Raw genomic sequence first — 14,680 nt, 5'->3', positions numbered from 1 at the left:
TGTCGGAACTGTCCAGCGTCGTCACTCACGCCCCCCGCGGTGTGGCCCGGGGCTCGGCCGGCGAGTCGCGTGCGTACAGCCTGGCCGGTGGTCGTCGAGCCCCTGCGGCGCATATGCGCCTGCCAGGAATCGTACCGGCGCCGGGCTGATCCGGAAGGGTGCCGCACGGGGTCAAATACGATCGCGCGCGCGGTCGTTGAGCGCTCGGGCGCTGAAACGGGCGGCGGGGGAGCGAGATTCGGAAGGGGACCGGACGGCGCCCCCGGCTCACGGGGGAACAAGCCGGGGACGCCGGGTCCGATGCGGCCGGAAGCTTTCGTTCCGGCGGCTGAGGAGAACCTAGATCCTGGTGATGTCGCAGGTCAAGGCGCTTGTTGAAGGTTCACCGACGGTGCCCGGTGCGATCCGGCCGGTCACCCCGTCGACCCGCGTCGCGGCGTACGGGCGGCTCGGGTCGGTGGCGAAATGCGCCGATTCGGCCCGCGCCCAGCCCGCCCAGAACTCGGCCAGATCCGGCCCGTCCCGCTCCTCGCCGCGCCGACGGGCCGCGTCGGCGTCCAGCTCCATCCAGATCACCCGGGCCAGCCACGGCCGCACCGCCCGCCGCCCCGCGCCGACCCCCTCGACCAGCACCACCGGGGCGGCCGGCACCTCGGCCGTGCCCGCGAAGCGCCGCAGCGTCCAGTCGTACACCCGGTACGCGGTGTCCCGCCCGGCCGCCAGCGGCTCCAGCACCTGCTCGCGCAGCCGCCCGGTCCACCCGAAGGGCTCCTCGTGGGTGGCCAGGTCGTCGAGGTGGACCACCGGAGCCCCGCCGAGCGCCCCCGCCAGCCGCCCGGCGAAGGTCGTCTTGCCGGAGCCCGCGTGCCCGTCCACCGCGACCAGCCGCACCGGCCCGCAGGACGGCGGCAGCGCGCGCAGCTCTGCCGCGAGCGCGCTCAGCGCGTCGCCGGGAGTGCGCCGGGCATGGGTGGGGAGGGTTCCGGAAGCAGCCACATCGTCAACCCTACGGTGCCGTAGCCCACCACTGCGGACAGTTCATCTGTGCAGGTCGTGACGGCAGCGCGGGTTTGGGGCATACTCGCCTTCGCCATGAATGTGAACGGCCGTTCACCGCAACCCGGTGCCGGTCGGTCCGACCTGCCCCACCCGCGCCGGACCCGCCAAACCTCGGCCCGGCGCCCGATCGAGGAGGCGACCGCCGCCATGACCCCGTCCCCAGTGAAAGCCGTGGAGCGCCAGCTGCCCAGTGACGAGGCGCGCGAGCTGCTGAGCCTCACCCGGGACCTGGTGCAGCGCGAGCTGCAGCCGCGCGCGGCGGAGGACGAGGCCGCCGGCCGCTTCCCGCGGGAGGTCTTCCGCACCCTCGGCGAGGCCGGCCTGCTCTCCCTCCCGTACGACGAGAAGTACGGCGGCGGCGAGCAGCCCTACGAGGTGTACCTGCAGGTCCTGGAGGAGCTCTCGGCCGGCTGGCTGGCCGTCGGCCTCGGCGTCAGCGTGCACACCCTCTCCTGCCACGCGCTGGCCACCTTCGGCACCGACGAGCAGCGCGACAAGTGGCTGCCCGGCATGCTCTCCGGCGAGCAGCTCGGCGCCTACTGCCTCTCCGAGCCGCAGTCCGGCTCGGACGCGGCCGCGCTGCGCACCCGCGCCGACCTCGACGGCGAGGCGTACGTGGTGAACGGCACCAAGGCGTGGATCACCCACGGCGGGCAGGCCGACTTCTACAGCGCCCTGGTGCGCACCGGCGTCGACGGCCCCAAGGGGATCAGCTGCCTGCTGGTCCCGGGCGCCCAGCAGGGCCTGTCGTCGGCCCCGCCGGAGCACAAGATGGGCATGCGCTCCTCGCCGACCGCCCAGCTGCACTTCGACGGCGCCCGGGTCCCCCGCGAGCGGCTGGTCGGCGAGGAGGGCCAGGGCTTCCAGATCGCGCTCGCCGCGCTGGACTCCGGCCGCCTCGGCATCGCCGCCTGCGCGATCGGCGTCGCCCAGGCCGCGCTCGACCTCGCCGTCGACTACGCGCGCACCCGCCGCCAGTTCGGCCGTCCGATCGCCGAGTTCCAGGGCCTGTCCTTCATGCTCGCCGACATGGCCACCCAGATCGAGGCGGGCCGCGCGCTCTACCTGTCCGCCGCGCGCCTGAAGGACGCCGGCCGGCCGTTCTCCAAGGAGGCGGCGATGGCCAAGCTGTTCTGCACCGACACGGTGATGCGGGTGACCACCGACGCCGTCCAGGTGCTCGGCGGCTACGGCTACACGCAGGACTTCCCGGCCGAGCGCTTCATGCGCGAGGCCAAGGTGCTGCAGATCGTCGAGGGCACCAACCAGATCCAGCGCCTGGTGATCGGCCGCCACCTCACCAAGGGCTGACGCCCGGCCGCAGGACGCCCGACCGCGGGGTGTCGCCCGACCGCAGGGCGACACCCGTCGAGGGCCGACGCCCGACGAAGGCCCGCTGCCGGCGACGGCCCGGGCCTTCCCCCCAACGGCCTCCGGCCGTCACTCCAGGGTGCGGAGTGACGACCGGAGGCATTCGACTGTTCTGACGGAGAATCAACTCCCCTGCGCGGGGCGGGCGGTCAGCGCCGGACGAGACGGCGGCGCTGCTCCGGGATCGAGCGGAGCGCGGCGACGGTCGGGGCCGAGGGCACGGGCGGCACGGACTGGCCGATGGCCGCGATCCGCACCGGGCAGTGCGCCACCGCGTGCGAGAACGGCTGGGTGCGCCAGTCCAGCCCGTTCGGGAGGCTGAAGAGCGCGTCGAACCCGGTCGGTTCGGTGTCCTCCGGGGCCTCCACCTCCGCCAGGTCGTCGGTGGGCGCGCCCGAACCCGGGCAGATCGCGGGGGCGAAGGGGTTCCAGGCGGTCGGCAGCAGGGCGTGCTGCGGCAGCCGCTCCTCGTCCGCCACCAGGGCGATCGGACGGCGGCACTCGGGGCAGTGGACCCGGAAGATCTCCCAGGTCTCGGCCTCGCCGGGATCGGTGCCCGGCGCGTGGTCGACCGCGAGGTCGTCGCGGCCGGTCGTATCGTCGGTCTCGTCGGCGCCCAGCACGCGCTGGTCAGTAGCAGGCATGAGGATCCCCCTAGGATCGGGCCCGGCGTGGTCATCCAGGGCCACAACCAGCACTTCCCTGTGACACGGACTCATAACCCTGCGGTGCCCTGCACCGCGATGCACCGGGTGTGTCCTTGGCCACACCGGCTGCCACATGCACCCGGCACGTGCCCGCGCAGTACCTGCGATCTCCCTCCGTGCCACCGCGTGCGCCCCCCGTGCACCCGACCGGGTAGGTTTGCCGACTGTGGAGGATCTAGACCAACGCATCGTCCAGCTGCTCCTTGAGGACGGCCGGATGAGCTACACGGACCTGGGCAAGGCCACCGGCCTGTCCACCTCGGCGGTGCACCAGCGCGTGCGCCGTCTCGAACAGCGCGGGGTGATCCGCGGCTACACCGCGATCGTCGACCCCGACGCCGTCGACCTGGCGCTGACCGCGTTCATCTCGGTCAAGCCCTTCGACCCCAGTGCCCCGGACGACACCCCCGAACGCCTCGCCGGCCTGCCCGAGATCGAGGCCTGCCACAGCGTCGCCGGCGACGAAAACTACATCCTCAAGGTGCGCGTCGGCGCCCCCGGCGACCTGGAGGACCTGCTCGCCCGCATCCGCAGCGCCGCCGGGGTCTCCACCCGCACCACCGTCGTGCTCTCCACGCCGTACGAGGCACGACCCCCGAAGCTCTGAGCCCGAACAGGCGAGGTGCAGACTTGGCGGCATGACCGAACGCACCCTCCCTCCTGGCCCGACCTCGGGCAGGAGGGGCCCCCGAACCGTCCTGCTGCGCGGCGGCGCCGTCTACAGCCCCGCCGACCCGTTCGCCACCGCGATGCTCGTCGAGGGCGAGCACATCGCCTGGGTCGGCAGCGACGGCGCCGCCGAGGCGTACGCCGCGACCGCAGACGAGATCGTCGAGCTGGCCGGTGCCCTGGTCACCCCCGCCTTCGTCGACGCGCACGTGCACGCCACCGCCACCGGACTGGCGCTCACCGGCCTCGACCTCACCGGCAGCCCCTCGCTGGCCGCCACCCTGGAGGCCGTCAGCGCCTTCGTCGACGCCCGGGCCGAGTCCGGGGGGGTCCTGATCGGCCACGGCTGGGACGAGACCGGCTGGCCCGAGGGCCGCCCGCCGACGCTCGCCGAACTCGACGCCGCCGCCCGGGGCGCCGCGCTCTACCTCTCCCGCACCGACGTGCACTCCGCGCTCGCCACCACCGCGCTGCGCACCCTCACCGAGGGCCTCGCCGAGCGGCCCGGGTACGCCCCCGACGGCCCGCTGACCAAGGACGCCCACCACGCCGTCCGGCAGACCGCGCTCGCCCGCCTCACCCCCGAGCAGCGCCGCCGCGCCCAGCACGCCACCCTGACCCGCGCCGCCGAACTCGGCATCGGCGCCCTGCACGAGTGCGCCGGCCCGGAGATCTCCTCCGAACAGGACCTGACCGCCCTCCTGGCCCTGGCCGCCGAGGGCGAGGGGCCCGAGGTCTTCGGCTACTGGGGCGAGTCGGGCGGGGTCGAGACGGCCCGCCGGCTCGGCGCGGTGGGCGCCGGCGGCGACCTCTTCGTGGACGGCGCGCTCGGCTCGCGCACCGCCTGCCTGCACAGCCCGTACGCCGACGCCGAGCACACCGGCACCGCCTACCTGACCGCCGGTCAGGTGGCCGACCACGTCGCCGCCTGCACCGAGGCCGGGCTGCAGGCCGGCTTCCACGCGATCGGCGACGCCGCCGTGGCAGCGGTCGTCGAGGGCGTCCGGGCGGCCGGCGAGCGGGTCGGCGCCGACCGGGTCAGGGCCCTGCGCCACCGCGTCGAGCACGCCGAGGCGCTGGACGACGAGTCCATCGCGGCTTTCGGTGAACTCGGCCTCACCGCCTCCGTGCAGCCCGCCTTCGACGCCGCCTGGGGCGGCCCGGAGGGCATGTACGTCCAGCGCCTGGGCGCCGAGCGGGCCGCCGCGCTCAACCCCTTCGCCGCCCTGCTGCGGGCAGGCGTCCCGCTGGCCTTCGGCTCGGACGCCCCGGTCACCCCGCTCGACCCCTGGGGCACCGTACGGGCGGCGGCCTTCCACCGGACCCCGGAGCACCGGATCTCGGTGCGCGCCGCCTTCACCGCCCACACCCGCGGCGGCTGGCGCGCGATCGGCCGCGACCAGGACGGCGTCCTGGTGCCCGGGGCCGTCGCCAGCTACGCGATCTGGGCGGCCGGGGACCTGGTTGTCCAGGCCCCCGACTCCCGGGTGGCCGGCTGGTCCACCGACCCGCGATCCGGCACCCCCGGCCTGCCCGACCTCACCCCGGGCCACCCGCTGCCGACCTGCCTGCGCACGGTGGTCCGCGGCCGCACCGTCCACCAGCGCTGAACCCGGGCGCCGACGCCGAACCGGGCGCCGACGCCGAACCGGGCGCCGGCGCCCGACCGGATGCGGTGCCTGACCGGATGCGGCGCTTGATCGGATGAGGACGCGGCGCACCGGCCCGTAGGTTGACCACCATGACGACCGACCCGCTGGTACCCGCCGACTTCGCCGTCCCCCGCGAGCTGCTCGCCCCGGAGTTCCGCCTGGAGCCCCTGGGCGAGCAGCACAACGCCTCCGACCACGCCGCCTGGACCGGCAGCATCGGGCACATCCGCGCCACCCCCGGCTTCGTCGGCCGCAACTGGCCGCCCGTGGACGGGATGCCGCCGGAGGAGAACCTGGCCGACCTGCGCCGCCACGCCGCCGACTTCGCCGCCCGCACCGGCTTCACCTACACCGTCCTGGAGCCGGCGGGCGGCGAGGTGATCGGCTGCGTCTACATCTACCCGGACCGCGAGGACCCGTCGGTGGTCGCCGTCAGCTCCTGGGTCCGGGCCGACCGCGCCGAGCTGGACGCCCCGCTCCACCGCGCCGTCTCCGACTGGCTCGCCGAGCACTGGCCGCTGGGCCCGATCCGCTACGCCGAGCGCTGACCACCGGGAAGCCCCGGGCCCCTACCACCCTCACCTCACGTCGCACCGACGTTCCGGGGTACCTTCTTCGCACAGCGTCCGAACAGCAAGCCCCCAGGAAGATGGTGCGCCGGTGGCCATTCCCGTCACCCAGGAGCGGTCCGGGACCGCGCCCGCGTCCGAGGAGCCGGCGCCCCGACCGGGCCGCGGTGCCCGTGCGCTCGCCAAGGTCCGTGCCGGGCTGCCCCGGACCGGCCTGGCGGCGCTGGCCGGCCTGCTGCTCGCCCTCGCCTTCCCGCCGTACGACCTCTGGCCGCTGTCCCTGCTCGGCGTCGCCGCGCTGTCGCTGCTCACCCGGGGCCGCACCTTCCGCCAGGGCCTGTGGACGGGCTTCGCCTTCGGCCTGCCGTTCTTCCTGATGCTGCTCAGCTGGCTGCGGGTGGTCGGGTGGGACGCCACGGTCGGCCTGTCCGTCGTCGAGGCGCTGTTCCTGGCCCTCCTCGGCGGCGCCCTGGCTGTCACCTCCCGGCTGCCCGGCTGGCCGCTCTGGGCGGCCTGCCTGTGGATCACCCAGGAGTGGGCCCGTGACCGGCTGCCGCTCGGCGGCTTCCCCTGGGGCCGGCTCGCCTTCGCCAACACCGCCACCCCGTACACCCCGCTCGCCGCGCTCGGGGGCGCGCCGCTGGTGACCTTCGCGGTCGCCCTCTCCGGCGCCCTGCTCGCCTGGGCCGCGCTGCGCCTGCGCGGCCCGCGCAGGGCCCCGAGGGCGGCCGCGCTGGCGGCGCTCGGCGCGGTCGCCGCGCTGCTCGCCGGCTACGTCGTCCCGGTGCCCACCGCCGCGGCCGACACGGTGAAGGTCGCCATCGTCCAGGGCAACGTGCCCAACCCGGGCATGGACTTCCTCGGCCGCCCGATGATGGTACTCAACAACCACGCCTCGGCCACCGAGCGCTTGGCCGCCGACATCGCCGCCGGCAAGGTGCAGCGCCCCGACGTCGTGATCTGGCCGGAGAACTCCTCCGACCTCGACCCGTTCAGCGACCCGCTGGCCTACGAGCGCATCGACGAGGCCGTCAAGGCGATCGGCGTGCCCACCCTGGTCGGCACCCTGGTGGACGGCCCGGACGCGCAGCACGTCCAGAACGAGGGCATCGTCTGGGACCCGCGGAGCGGCCCCGGTGCCTCCTACACCAAGCAGCACCCCGTGCCGTTCGGTGAGTACGTGCCCTTCCGCGCCCAGCTGATGAAGGTGATCACCCGTCTCCAGCGGGTCGCCCGGGACTTCTACCCCGGCGACCACAACGGCGTGATGCAGCTCGGCCCGGCCCGGATCGGCGACGTCATCTGCTTCGAGGTGGCCTACGACGAGATCGTCCGAGACACCGTGGACAGCGGTGCCCGCGTCCTGGTGGTCCAGACCAATAACGCGACGTACGCCAAGACCGGCCAGCCCGAGCAGCAGCTCGCGATGAGCCGGCTGCGGGCCGTCGAGCACGGCCGGGCGGTGCTGATCGCCGCCACCAGCGGCATCAGCGCGGTGATCTCCCCGGACGGCACCGTCGAGCAGCGCACCCAGGAGCTGACACCCGCCGAGCTGTCGGCGACCGTCCCGCTGCGCGACGGCACCACGGTGGCCGACCGGGTCGGCGCCGCCCCGGAGTGGACGCTGGCCATCGGCGGCCTGCTGGCCTGCGGTGCCGCGGTGCTGGTCGGACGCCGTCGGAAGGCCACCGGCGGAACACCGGCCGGGCAGGATTCGTTGGACCAGGTGGTGCCGTAGCCGGCCCGGATCTCCCGTGCGGCGCGCAGAGCACCGCTTGGAGTGGATTCGTACCGTGACGCAGCAAGCTACCCCCACCCGTCCGGCCCCGCGCGGCAGGCTCCGCCGGGTGCTGCCGCTGCTGATCACCGTCTGGCTGGTGCTGGAGATCTGGCTGCTGGTCCAGGTCGGCTCGTGGCTGGGCGGGTTCACCGTCCTGCTGCTGCTCGTCGCGGGCGCCCTGATCGGCGGCTCGCTGATCAAGCGGGCCGGGCTGAAGGCGTTCTCGGCGGCGGTCGAGCAGAGCAAGAACCCGCAGTCCCAGCAGCCGCAGACCGGCACCAGCATGACGGTGCTGGCGGGCGTCCTGCTGATCGTCCCCGGCTTCCTGTCGGACCTGCTGGCCCTGACCCTGCTGTTCCCGCCGACCCGGGCGCTGTGGCGGGCGGCCGGGCGCCGGCTCGCCGACAAGGCGCTGCGCAGCGCCGGCGCCGTCGGTGCCGACCCGTTCGCGGACGCGATGCGGCTGCAGGAGCAGCTGCGCATCCACCGTCCGGACGGCAAGGTGATCCAGGGCGAGGTCGTCGAGCCCGAGGCGGGCCCGCGCGGCCCGCAGGGCCCGGACACCACCTACCGCCCGCCGATCACGGGCTGACCGCCCGACCACCGGCCCGGGGCCCGCAGGCCCCGGGCCGAGCCGCGTGCCTCTCCGGGACTCCGGAGGACGTGACCCGACCGGCCCCGGACAGCGCGAAAGGGACCCTGGAAACCAGGGTCCCTTTTCGCGTCCTCCCGCACGGGGCGGGAGCGAGGTCAGGCGCTCTTACGGGTGTCCCGCGGGTGCACCGCGAGGTTCATCCCTCCGGAGCGGAGCACGGCCAGCCGCTCGGCCAGCACCTCCTCCAACTCCTCGCGCGTCCGGCGCTCCATCAGCATGTCCCAATGGGTGCGCGTCGGCTTGGTCTTCTTCTCCTCCGGCTCGTCACCGTCGAGAAGCGCCGCCTCCTGGCCACAGAAGCGACATTCCCAGGTCGGGGGGATCTCCGCCTCGACCGAGAAAGGAACCTCGAATCGGTGTCCGTTCTGACATGCGTACTCGACGGTCTGGCGGGGAGCCAGATCGATACCACGGTCGGTCTCGTAGCTAGTGGCCCCGAGTCGCGTGCCGCGGAGAGCTCGCTCGCTCATGAATCGTGCCTCCCGGGCTTATGGCCCACAGGACTAGTGGTCGCTGTTCTTCGTCGTTCGGTCAACGCTCGGCTTCCGACGAAGATTCCCGTCCCGGGACATGCGTCGTCTGTCGTGCCGCCCCTGTTTGTACCCACCTGCGCCCGATTTGTCACATCTGGCCGGTGATATCACCCCAGGTGTCACCTATTTCACATCTGGTGATCGTGGGGACTTTCTGTGTCGAGCGTACCGGGACGGGTTCCGACAGCGTCCGTCGGCCCCGTCCCGGCGCTGCGAGGGGTCAGGAGATCGGGCGCGATCGGATCATCGGCTCGCCCTTGGCGAGGTCGACCGGCCGGGCCTGCGGGGCCGGGTCGAACGGTGCGCCCAGCGGCGGGCGCTCCGGGCGGGGCGGCACGCCGGCGGCCGCCTCGGTGCGGGTGTCGCGGTGCGGCAGCAGGGCGATCACCGCGTCCCGCAGCGCGGCCGGGGCCTCGTCGTCCAGCGGGTCGACGGTCGCCGGCACCTGCAGCCGGGCCGGGGTGGCGTTGCCGACCCGGGCGTAGCCGCGGCCGACCGGGGCGTGCGCGGCGGGCACGATGTCCAGCGGCGCGCCGAGCGCGGCCCGGGCCTCGTCCGGCCCGGCCGGGCCGAGCACCACGCGGGCCCGGGTGGTGGAGCGGATGGTCGGGGTGATCCGGTCCCGGGCCTCGACGTCCTCGGCGATCACCACGGTGACCCGGGCGGCCCGGCCGTGCCGCAGCGGGAGTTCCAGCAGGTCCTGCGGGTCGGGGCGGCCCTCGGCCTGGGCGAGCTCGCTCAGCTCGGTCGGGTGGTCCAGCAGCAGCCACAGCGGCCGGGTGGCGTCCTCGGGCGGGGTGGAGCCGGCGCGCCGGGCGGCGTTGAGCGCGGTGAGCCGGCGTTCGGTCTCCTGGGCCGCCCACTCCAGGGCGGCCAGGGCGCCGTGCAGGCTGGTCTCCACGGTGTGCACGCCGGGCCGGTTCACCAGGCAGGCGTGCTCGCCGGTGCCCGCGCCGTCGACCACCACCAGGTCGGCGTACGGGAGGGCCTGCAGCGCGATCGAGCGGAGCAGGCTGGAGGTGCCGTAGCCGGCGACGCCGAGCGCCAGCAGGTGCGGCTCGGAGGAGCGCGGGCCGGTGCGCCAGACCACCGGCGGCTGCTGGACGGTCGTGCCGCCCCGGGTGACGGGGATCGTCCGGGCGGTGCCGTCCTCGTCGGTGAAGCCCAGCACGATCTCGCCGGGGGCGGCCACGAACCGCTGGGCGACGATGTCGGTGGGCAGCGGGGCGAGCGCGGTGATCCGCAGCCGGTTGGACTCCTCGTCCCAGTCGAAGCGGTACTCCCGGGCCCGGCCGGCCTTGCCCTGGACGACCTGCTCGATCCGGGCCCGGGCGGCCGGCTCGGTGTCGGTGAAGTACGCGGGGTAGCCGAGTTCGAGCCGGGAGAGCCGGCCCTCGCCGTCGAACTCCCAGGAGCCGAAGACGTCCTTGTAGCTGCCCTCGAAGTGGTACATCGGGTTGGCGTCGTCGGGGCCGCACAGGTACGGGGTGAGGGCGGCGTAGAGGGCGCCGAGCTTGACGTCGGCGACGTCCGGCGCGGCCGGGGCGGACGGCGCCTTGGGCGCCCGGCCGGCCCAGGCGGCGCTGGCCATCAGGCCGACCAGGGCGAACAGCAGGCCGTGCGGCAGCAGGTAGATGCCGACCAGCATCGCGGCGGTCAGGAACAGCGTCGGGCCGCGGCGCTCCTTGGGGGTGGTCTGCCAGCGCCCCTTGGCCCAGGCGGCGTGGTGGCGCATGCCGCGGCCGATGACGGAGAGCGGGGCGAACATGTCGGAGGCGTGGTCCCCGGCGGTCCGGGCGATCTCGCGGCCCTTGCTGAGGTGGCGGTGCAGCGGCAACATTCCTTGACTCCCCGGGCGGGTGGGACGAACGGGTGGGGTGCGGAGGTGGGGTACGACGGGGCCCGGGGCGGTGGGATCCGCGCCCGGGCCGTTACGGGGTGGTGGCGGCTAGAACCTGATGCCGCTGAGCAGGCTCGCGAGGCTGGCGCCGCCCGCGGTGATGCTGGGGGCGATCGACGAGCCGGCGATGTAGAAGCCGAGCAGGGCGCAGACGATGGCGTGGGAGACCTTCAGCCCGTCCCTGCGGAAGAAGAGAAAGGCGATGGTGCCGAACAGGACGATTCCGGAAATCGAGAGGATCACGTTCCGCTCCTCGGGAGGGGGGACAAGCGGGGGTGGGTGTTACGGAAAGTGCATTAATCGTGACAAAAAGTAATAGATGATGGAACGGGGCAAACGGGTGGTTCTGCCGTTCAATGCCGTTCCGGAAGCCGGACGGCGGTGTGCGAACCGGCCGGGGTGGGGCCGGTCGACGCGGGGAAGCCCCGGGGATTCGGTGCGCCCAGGCATTCCCGGGGGGCGGTCGGGAAGTTTCCGGGGGGTCCGGAAAGTTCGCTCGAATGGCTGTGCCACCCGCTCGGACGCGCGTCCGCGCCGGCCCGGGCCGTCATCCGGATCACGGACACCGGCTGGTCCGCTCCGGCGCCAGCCGCTACCGTGCCCTGGGCGCAGCCGCGTGACCGCCCGACGACCAGACCGGAAAGGCCGCCCGCCATGACCGACGCCGCCAGCCAGCAGCCCGCCGACGCCCCCGACGCCGAGGTGATCGCGCTGGCCGGGAAGCTCTTCGACGCCGCCCGCGCGGGGGACGCCGACACCCTGGCCGCCTACCTGGGCGCCGGCGCCCCGGCCGACCTCACCAACGACCGCGGCGACACCCTCGTCATGCTCGCCGCGTACCACGGCCACGCCGCCACCGTCGAGGCCCTGCTCCGGCACGGCGCCGACCCGAACCTCGCCAACGACCGCGGCCAGACCCCGCTGGCCGGCGCCGTCTTCAAGGGCGCCGAGGACGTGCTCGCCGCCCTGCTGGCCGGCGGCGCCGACCCGCACGCCGGCACCCCGAGCGCCCTCGACACCGCCCGGATGTTCGGCAAGGAGGACCTGGTCGCCCGGTTCGAGGCCCGCTGAGCGGGGATCGTAGGCTTTTCAACCATGGACACCATCGCCACCGAGGACACCGGAACCGTCGACTTCCGCATCACCGGCTACGCGCACCCCGACGCCCAGGCCCTGTCGGCCGAGGTCCAGCAGGAGTACGTCCGCCGCTACGGCGACCCCGACTTCACCGAGATGAACGCCGAGGACTTCGACGCGCCGGCCGGACTGTTCCTGATCGCCTACCTGGACGGCCGCCCGGTCGCCTGCGGCGGCTGGCGGGCCAAGGAGGCCGGCGGGCCGGACCGGCTGCTCGACGGCGACGCCGAGCTGAAGCGGATGTTCGTGGTCCCGGACGCCCGCGGCCGCGGCCTGGCCCGGGCGGTGCTGCGCCACCTGGAGCGGACCGCGGTCGAGGCCGGCCGCACCAGGTTCATCCTGGAGACCGGCACCCAGCAGCCCGAGGCCATCGCGCTCTACGAGTCCGAGGGCTACGTCGCGATCACCAAGTTCGGGTACTACAAGGACCACCCGCTGGCGGTCTGCCTCGGCAAGGAGCTCGTCGCGGCGGTCTGAGCGGCCGCCCCGCCGGGTAGGCTCCCGTCGCCCTGACGACAGCCCCTGGGGGACGGGATGAGCCAGCGAGGGACGAGCCACCGAGCACCCGGAGCCGACCGGCTCCCCGCCCTGGCCGCGCCCGGCGCGGAGCTGGACCGGCTGGTCCACGCGGGCGTGCGCAGCGTCGGGGCGGGCGCCGTCTGGGCCGTCGGCGACGCCGGGGGCACGCTCGGCGGCGGCAGCCACGGCCCGCTCGGGCAGGGCCCGTACGCGCGGCTCGCACCCGGGCCGGACACGCTGTACGACCTCGCCAGCCTCACCAAGATCGTCGCGCTCTGGCCCTGTGCCGGCGCGCTGTGGCAGTCCGGGCTGCTGCCGCTGGACGAGCCGCTCGGCCGCTGGTGGCCGCCGGCCGCCGGCCGGCCCGCGGGCGCGGTGACGGCCCGGCACCTCCTCGCCCACACCGCCGGGATGCTCCCGTACACCCGCTTCGAGCAGCTCTACGGGCGCGACCGCGCGGCGGTCCGAGCCGGGGTGGTCGCGGCGGCGCTGCACCGCGCGCCCGGCACCGCCGTCGAGTACACCGACCGCGCGGCCGTGCTGCTCACCCACCTGGTCGAGGACCTCGCCGGCGAACCGCTGGACGCCCTCGCCGCGCGCCGGGCCTGGCAGCCGCTCGGCATGGCCGACACCCGGTACGGGCCGCTCGACGCCGCGCTCGCCGAGCGCGCGGCGCCCACCGAGTACGACGAGCGGACCGGCACCCACCTGCGCGGCGTCGTCCACGACCCGTCCGCCCGGCTGCTCGGCGGCGTCTCCGGCAACGCCGGCGCCTTCTCCACCGCCCGCGACCTCGCCCGCTTCCTCACCGCGGTGCTCGCCCCGCCGCCCGGACTCGCCTGGGGCGGGGCGTGGATCGAGGAGTCGCTGCGCGAGCAGACCGGCGGACTGCGGCCCGCCCGGGGCCTGTCCTGGCTGTACGCCCCCGGCACCGAGCCCGCCGACGCCACCTTCGTCCACTACGGCTTCACCGGGACCGGCTTCTGGGTCTCCCGGCGGCTCGGCCGCTGGGCGCTGCTGCTCACCAACAAGGTGCACTACGACCGGGGCACCCAGCCGCTGACCGACCTGCGCAACGCCTACCGGCGGCTGGTGTTCGGCTGAGGGCCGACGGCACTCGTTCGGGTGATCGAGTGCGAACCGCCGTTTGCGGGGCCGGGATCGCGGCAGATTCTCCCCGAGGACGGCACCCGGCGGAGGAGGCGCGATGACGGACACCCTGGCACTCTCGGAGGAGGAGTGGCTCGCCCGGCCGGTGCGCGCCTACGTCGGCTGCAGCGTGCTGATCACCGACACGGCGGGCGGGGTCCTGCTGCAGCCCGGCGCGGCCCGCCGGCTCACCGCGGCCCTGGAGGCCCGGCGGACCGGCGCCGCCGCGCTGCTGCACTCGGCGGGGTACGTGGGGTGACGAACGGTCAGAGGAGCGTGCTCCAGTAGTACCAGAACCGGTTGAGCACCAGCAGCGCGATCACCGCGGCCCACAGCACCGGCAGCGCCCAGTGGTAGCGGGCCGCCTCCCGCACGACCACCTGCAGCCGCGGGCCCACCGGTATCACCCCGGTGCGCACGTTGTGCAGCGTGGTGTACCAGAACAGCACCACCACCGTCGCCCACACCACCATGCAGTACGGGCACAGCGCACCGATGTCGTACAGCGCCTGGTCGACCAGCCAGTGCACGAACACCACGCCCAGCGCGGTGCCCGCGTGCAGGCCCAGCCAGAACCAGCGCCGGTACGCGGCACCGGAGAGCAAGCCCGCCCCGATCGCGGCCAGGGCACCGAAGGCGGCCAGGCCGAGCAGCGGGTTCGGGAAGCCGAACACCTCCGCCTGCTCGGTGCGCATCACCGAGCCGCAGCTGATCACCGGATTGATGTTGCAGCTGGGGACGTAGGAGGGGTTCTCCAGGATGCGGAGCTTGTCGAAGGTCAGGACGGCCGAGGCCGCCAGACCGATCAGCCCGCCGAGGAACAGCAGGACCGCGTAGGCCCGGCCCGCCCCGATCGGGGCCCGGTCGGCGGCGTCGGGAGCGGGACGGGACGGGTGCACGGTGGTGGCGGAGGACATGGCAGCACACTCCGGTGGCTGGCTGGGAGGAGCCGGCCCGGCCGGGACTTCGGCCGGGCCGGT

At 74.5% G+C, this 14,680-nt stretch carries 16 protein-coding genes; 10 read left to right on the top strand and 6 right to left on the bottom strand.

The window, feature by feature from the left end:
- Positions 1 to 339 precede the first annotated feature (339 nt).
- Positions 340 to 996 carry a uridine kinase gene (locus ACIGG8_RS10890; RefSeq protein ID WP_396547073.1) on the bottom strand — a complete coding sequence of 219 codons (657 nt, stop codon included), beginning with the start codon at positions 994 to 996 and terminating at the stop codon, positions 340 to 342.
- Positions 997 to 1,206: 210 nt separating this feature from the next.
- On the opposite strand from ACIGG8_RS10890, the gene ACIGG8_RS10885 reads away from it, so the two are divergent.
- Entirely contained in the window at positions 1,207 to 2,370 is a 1,164-nt protein-coding gene (locus ACIGG8_RS10885; protein ID WP_396547071.1) for an acyl-CoA dehydrogenase family protein, read from the top strand.
- A gap of 209 nt (positions 2,371 to 2,579) precedes the next feature.
- On the opposite strand, the gene ACIGG8_RS10880 is transcribed toward ACIGG8_RS10885, so the two are convergent.
- On the bottom strand, positions 2,580 to 3,074 hold the full coding sequence (locus ACIGG8_RS10880; protein WP_350524990.1) for a hypothetical protein: 495 nt from the start codon (positions 3,072 to 3,074) through the stop codon (positions 2,580 to 2,582).
- A 229-nt stretch (positions 3,075 to 3,303) separates the two neighbouring features.
- Here ACIGG8_RS10880 and ACIGG8_RS10875 point away from each other — a divergent pair, with 229 nt between their 5' ends.
- The 5 genes from ACIGG8_RS10875 (at position 3,304) to fxsA (ending at position 8,399) form a co-directional block, all read left to right on the top strand.
- Positions 3,304 to 3,744, top strand: a complete 441-nt coding sequence (locus ACIGG8_RS10875) for an Lrp/AsnC family transcriptional regulator (protein ID WP_350524989.1) — start codon at positions 3,304 to 3,306, stop codon at positions 3,742 to 3,744.
- Positions 3,745 to 3,775: 31 nt separating this feature from the next.
- Positions 3,776 to 5,416, top strand: a complete 1,641-nt coding sequence (locus tag ACIGG8_RS10870) for an amidohydrolase (RefSeq protein WP_396547068.1) — start codon at positions 3,776 to 3,778, stop codon at positions 5,414 to 5,416.
- Between the two features lie 131 nt (positions 5,417 to 5,547).
- Positions 5,548 to 6,006, top strand: coding sequence for an N-acetyltransferase (locus tag ACIGG8_RS10865; protein ID WP_396547066.1), 459 nt, complete (start codon positions 5,548 to 5,550; stop codon positions 6,004 to 6,006).
- A 112-nt stretch (positions 6,007 to 6,118) separates the two neighbouring features.
- A complete protein-coding gene (gene lnt / locus ACIGG8_RS10860; protein WP_350524986.1) occupies positions 6,119 to 7,765 on the top strand; it encodes an apolipoprotein N-acyltransferase in 1,647 nt (548 codons plus the stop codon).
- Positions 7,766 to 7,820: 55 nt separating this feature from the next.
- Positions 7,821 to 8,399 carry an FxsA family membrane protein gene (gene fxsA / locus ACIGG8_RS10855; RefSeq protein ID WP_396547064.1) on the top strand — a complete coding sequence of 193 codons (579 nt, stop codon included), beginning with the start codon at positions 7,821 to 7,823 and terminating at the stop codon, positions 8,397 to 8,399.
- A gap of 158 nt (positions 8,400 to 8,557) precedes the next feature.
- On the opposite strand, the gene ACIGG8_RS10850 is transcribed toward fxsA, so the two are convergent.
- From ACIGG8_RS10850 to ACIGG8_RS10840, 3 genes are all read right to left on the bottom strand, one after another.
- Positions 8,558 to 8,932 carry an RNA polymerase-binding protein RbpA gene (locus ACIGG8_RS10850; RefSeq protein WP_196949106.1) on the bottom strand — a complete coding sequence of 125 codons (375 nt, stop codon included), beginning with the start codon at positions 8,930 to 8,932 and terminating at the stop codon, positions 8,558 to 8,560.
- Positions 8,933 to 9,215: 283 nt separating this feature from the next.
- Positions 9,216 to 10,835, bottom strand: coding sequence for a hypothetical protein (locus ACIGG8_RS10845; protein ID WP_396547062.1), 1,620 nt, complete (start codon positions 10,833 to 10,835; stop codon positions 9,216 to 9,218).
- 108 nt (positions 10,836 to 10,943) lie between these two features.
- Positions 10,944 to 11,138, bottom strand: a complete 195-nt coding sequence (locus ACIGG8_RS10840; RefSeq protein ID WP_188300502.1) for a hypothetical protein — start codon at positions 11,136 to 11,138, stop codon at positions 10,944 to 10,946.
- Between the two features lie 411 nt (positions 11,139 to 11,549).
- On the opposite strand from ACIGG8_RS10840, the gene ACIGG8_RS10835 reads away from it, so the two are divergent.
- The 4 genes from ACIGG8_RS10835 to ACIGG8_RS10820 all read left to right on the top strand — a co-directional run bounded on the left by ACIGG8_RS10835 (position 11,550) and on the right by ACIGG8_RS10820 (position 13,959).
- Complete coding sequence (locus ACIGG8_RS10835; protein ID WP_396547060.1) at positions 11,550 to 11,966, top strand: ankyrin repeat domain-containing protein; 417 nt, start codon at positions 11,550 to 11,552, stop codon at positions 11,964 to 11,966.
- 24 nt (positions 11,967 to 11,990) lie between these two features.
- Entirely contained in the window at positions 11,991 to 12,509 is a 519-nt protein-coding gene (locus ACIGG8_RS10830) for a GNAT family N-acetyltransferase (protein WP_396547058.1), read from the top strand.
- A 57-nt stretch (positions 12,510 to 12,566) separates the two neighbouring features.
- On the top strand, positions 12,567 to 13,655 hold the full coding sequence (locus ACIGG8_RS10825) for a serine hydrolase domain-containing protein (RefSeq protein WP_396547056.1): 1,089 nt from the start codon (positions 12,567 to 12,569) through the stop codon (positions 13,653 to 13,655).
- 103 nt (positions 13,656 to 13,758) lie between these two features.
- On the top strand, positions 13,759 to 13,959 hold the full coding sequence (locus ACIGG8_RS10820) for a hypothetical protein (protein WP_396547054.1): 201 nt from the start codon (positions 13,759 to 13,761) through the stop codon (positions 13,957 to 13,959).
- Between the two features lie 7 nt (positions 13,960 to 13,966).
- On the opposite strand, the gene ACIGG8_RS10815 is transcribed toward ACIGG8_RS10820, so the two are convergent.
- Positions 13,967 to 14,617 (bottom strand): vitamin K epoxide reductase family protein, encoded by a 651-nt coding sequence (locus ACIGG8_RS10815; protein WP_396547052.1) that lies wholly within the window; start codon positions 14,615 to 14,617, stop codon positions 13,967 to 13,969.
- Positions 14,618 to 14,680 lie beyond the last annotated feature (63 nt).

Source organism: Kitasatospora sp. NPDC085464 (assembly GCF_044541955.1).
GTDB lineage: Bacteria > Actinomycetota > Actinomycetes > Streptomycetales > Streptomycetaceae > Kitasatospora.
The sequence above is the reverse complement of the archived record's forward strand: the minus strand, read 5'-3'. Positions and strand labels throughout refer to the sequence as shown.